Source organism: Roseateles chitinivorans, from assembly GCF_002761755.1.
Classification (GTDB): domain Bacteria; phylum Pseudomonadota; class Gammaproteobacteria; order Burkholderiales; family Burkholderiaceae_C; genus Roseateles; species Roseateles chitinivorans.
The window spans coordinates 1-2,840 of sequence record NZ_PEOG01000142.1; the positions used below are offsets into that span (position 1 = coordinate 1).

At 71.0% G+C, this 2,840-nt stretch carries 4 protein-coding genes and 1 pseudogene; 3 read left to right on the plus strand and 2 right to left on the minus strand.

Features of this window, described 5'->3' with window-relative positions:
• The 3 genes and pseudogenes from CS062_RS26480 to CS062_RS26485 all read left to right on the plus strand — a co-directional run.
• Positions 1–655, plus strand: a pseudogene (locus CS062_RS26480) (hypothetical protein); the annotation flags it as partial.
• Positions 656–835: 180 nt separating this feature from the next.
• A complete protein-coding gene (locus tag CS062_RS24950; protein WP_143742518.1) occupies positions 836–1,231 on the plus strand; it encodes a hypothetical protein in 396 nt (131 codons plus the stop codon).
• Between the two features lie 59 nt (positions 1,232–1,290).
• A complete protein-coding gene (locus CS062_RS26485; RefSeq protein ID WP_158238927.1) occupies positions 1,291–1,428 on the plus strand; it encodes a hypothetical protein in 138 nt (45 codons plus the stop codon).
• Between the two features lie 190 nt (positions 1,429–1,618).
• On the opposite strand, the gene CS062_RS24960 is transcribed toward CS062_RS26485, so the two are convergent.
• Entirely contained in the window at positions 1,619–2,278 is a 660-nt protein-coding gene (locus tag CS062_RS24960) for a Bug family tripartite tricarboxylate transporter substrate binding protein (protein ID WP_099864545.1), read from the minus strand.
• A 46-nt stretch (positions 2,279–2,324) separates the two neighbouring features.
• On the minus strand, positions 2,325–2,840 hold a 516-nt coding region (locus CS062_RS26490), incomplete at its 5' end, for a hypothetical protein (protein WP_158238928.1).

Genomic DNA, 2,840 nt, shown 5'->3' on the forward strand with positions numbered 1-2,840 from the left:
GCTGGCCAGTTCCATCGCCCAGGCGCGCGCCGCCGGCAAGGAAGTCAGCGTTTGCGGCGAAATGGCGGGTGACGCGGCGCTGGCGCGGGAGGCCGCCAATGCCAGCCGCGAGCACGAGGAAGCCCGTGCCGCCCAGGCCGGGCTGCGCGAGCGGCTCGCGGTGACCGAGGCCCGGATCGGGGAGGTCCGCGAGACCTTGCATCAGGCGCCGGCGCGCCGCGCCGCGATCAGCGACCTGGCCTGGGAGCGCGCCATCGACCGGCACGTCGGCATCAGCGACGAGGCCATGCGCGAGCGCGCGCCCGAGACCGGCCATGTGGGGAGCTACGACTCGCTGTCGACGCTGTCCCAGGTGGTCGCCGACCTGCACGCCCATGTGTCCTGGCATGCCGACCTGCGGCCCGTGCTGGCGGCGCGCAACCGCCGCGAGTTCGACAGCGCCGTGGCCCGCGTGCCGGGCGGCGTGACCGACCTGGTGTTCGATCACGGCCGCCAGGTGGGACGCGGCTTCAGCAACGCGCTGGACCGCACCGAGCGCGCGACGCCGCTGCAGCACAGCAGCTACTCGCTGGATTTCGTGCAGGGCCGGGCGGTCGTCTCGCACCTGCATCCGCATGTGCCGCGCCGCACTCTGCAGGCGGCGGAGCTGAAGTGAAGCGAGGGCCCGTTTGAACGGCCGCCTCGGGGTTTCCGAAGCGCGCCGAGCGGCATGACCTTCGGATATTTGGTGCGGCTGCCGCGCCGCCTAGACTGCCCCGCATCACAACGATCACAGGGAGTGCGACGCATGGCTGAGAGGAAGCCTCCTCCGCCCTACGACGGGGAGGAACTGAGCATGTGCCTTCCCCAGGCATTCGACTGGGCGAACACCGCGGCGGTCGTCGTCAGTGGGGACCGGTGGAACCCGTGCGGCCACATGCTGCTGAAGGTGGGCGATGGCGGGCCCTTCTACTTCCACGTGGCCGGCCCATACATGCGCCCCCACTTCATGCGAGAACTCGGCTTCCGCCGCTACCTGCGCGAGAACCGCAAGACCGTGCTGTCGCAGCGCTCGGTGAAGATCACCAGGCCCGACGCCGCCCAATTCAAGCTGGACCAGCTGATGTCCAAGAAGTGGCTCTGGCTCATGGCGCCAAACAACTGTGCCAGCTTCCTCGAGGAGGTCGTTCAAGCCGGCGGCAGCACCGCGGGCCTCTACCTGAACTGCCCAACGCTGGAGCGATTCAAGTGAAGCGAGCCCTTCTCCTCATCTTGTCTGTAGCGGTGCCGCTCGCGTCCGCTTTCGTGGGCATGCTGATCATTCTGCTGTCGAATCCCGAGGTGACCATTGACGAGGGTTGGAGGCTCGGTTGGATCGGACTGGCCAGCGGACTGGCCGTCGGTTGCGCCCTCGTGTGGGAGTTCTGGCGGCGCCGCCGTGCCAAGTAGTCGGAATGGAAGGCTGAGCTCGATCCCTACGTCACTGGACATTGCCGAGGAGGCGCGCGCGGCCCGCCACTTCATTCCTCGTCCCTGGGCGGTAAGTTCGTTCGAGAGGACTGCAGCAGCAACTGCAGGGCGACGGGTCGACCACCGCGCCGCATGAGGACAGGCTCGAGTGGCTTATGGAGGTCGGCAATCAAGTTCGCCGAGGATGACCTTGACCTGAGAGCAGCTGGAACTGGCCGCCGGCGGCGTCGGTGGCGATCTGACCGCCGCCCTTGTAGGGCACATGGTTGAAGCGGACCTGCGCCTTGCGCGAGATCTGCTCGAGCATCAGGTGGCCCAGGCTGCCGACGCCACTGGTGGCGAAGGTGACCTGATCGGGCTGCGCGCGCGCCTGGGCGATCGCGTCGGCAAAGGTCTTGCCGGTGAAGGCCGGCGTGGCGAGCAGGTACACCGGCGACACCATCACGCGCGCCACCGGCGCGAAGTCGGTCAGCGCGTCGTAGGGCACCCGGTGCGTGTGCGGGCTGAGCGTCAGCGGGCTGATCGCCGAGAAGGCCAGCGTGCAGCCGTCCGCGGGGGCCTTGGCCACCACGCCCATGCCGATGACGCCGCCGCCGCCCGGCTTGTTGTCGACGATCACCGGCTGGCCCAGCGCCAGCCGCTCCGCCAGCAGGCGCGCGACGGCGTCGCTCAGCCCGCCCGGCGCATAAGGCACGACGATGCGGACCGGCCTGCCCGGCCAGGCCGCGGTTTGCGCGCGGGCGGCGGGCGCGAGCAGCGCCAGGGGCGCCGACGTCGCGACGATCGCCGATCGGAGGAAGGTGCGTCGGGAGGCGAGGGGAAACGTCATGAATGCAGTCCCTGGGCTGGCGCGGTGGGCCCGGCGGGACGGTGCGTCACGGCGCGATCGGGTCGGCGGCCAGAAGCTCGATGTAGCGCCGCGGGCCGGTGTCGAAGCTTCCCGCCGGGTCGGCGTCGCCGCCGGAGCGGACTTCGGACGTCAGCCGGTCGGCGGGAATGCCGCGGCTGGCGAGTATCGCCTCGGTGCCGCGGGCCCAGCCCAGCGCCTGGTTGCGGCCCTTCGCCGCCGCCGGCGAGCTGGCCGGCGAGTTGCCGCGGATGCCCGCCTCGACGCGCACCCGCACCGCCGGCGAGCGCGCGAGCACCTCGCCGGCGCGCTCCACGAAGTGCCGGAAGCGCGGCTGCAGCGCATCGCGGCGATCGACCGCATCGGCCGCGTCGACGCGCACGCGCACCTGGTTGCCGGCCGTGCGCATCACCTCCACCTGGCCGTTGTCCAGCGCCAGCTGCTGCAGCTCCCGCGCCACTGCCGCGATGTCGGGCGACCAGACGTGGCCGTCCTTGACGTCGAGCGGAGGGGCCGGCGGAAACGGCGCCGTCGCCGGCGCGAC